1 protein-coding gene is annotated in these 605 nt (G+C 47.4%); it reads right to left on the bottom strand.

Annotated features, from left to right (window positions below; all coding sequences use genetic code 11):
• Positions 1-605 (bottom strand): D-serine ammonia-lyase (locus tag R7Z50_RS28950; RefSeq protein WP_318149940.1); only part of this gene is annotated, 605 nt, incomplete at both ends.

Genomic DNA, 605 nt, shown 5'->3' with positions numbered 1-605 from the left:
ATACGTTCATCCGTCACGGTGTAGTAACCATCAATTAACCGCTCCATGGCTCGCCCAACAAAACCAGAAGGACGACCAACGGCCAAGCCATCTGCCGCGGTGAGATTATCTATACCAATATCTTGCACCGCTATCTCATCATGCAAACCCGTATGTACTCCCAACAACATGCAAGGAGAATGTGTTGGCTCAGCGAAGATGCAATGCACGTGGTCACCAAAAGCCACCTTGAGCCCAAAAGCAACACCACCTGGCCCACCACCAACACCGCATGGTAAATACACAAACAGTGGATGACGTTCATCAACCACAATACCTAAATCATCAAATTGTTGTTTTAAGCGTTCACCTGCAACCGAGTAACCTAGGAATAAGGTTTGTGAGTTTTCATCATCGATAAAAAAGCAGTTGGGATCGCTCTCTGCCTGTTTTCGACCTTGCTCAACCGCAACACCATAATCTTGCTCGTACTCAACCACGTTGACACCGTGCGATCGAAGTTTGTTTTTCTTCCACTCTCTCGCATCGGCGGACATATGAACCGATACTGAAAAACCAAGCTTGGCACTCATCATGCCTATCGACATGCCTAGGTTTCCCGTTGA

This window comes from Vibrio sp. 1249-1 (assembly GCF_033340495.1).
This window is presented reverse-complemented; position numbering and strand designations above follow the sequence as displayed.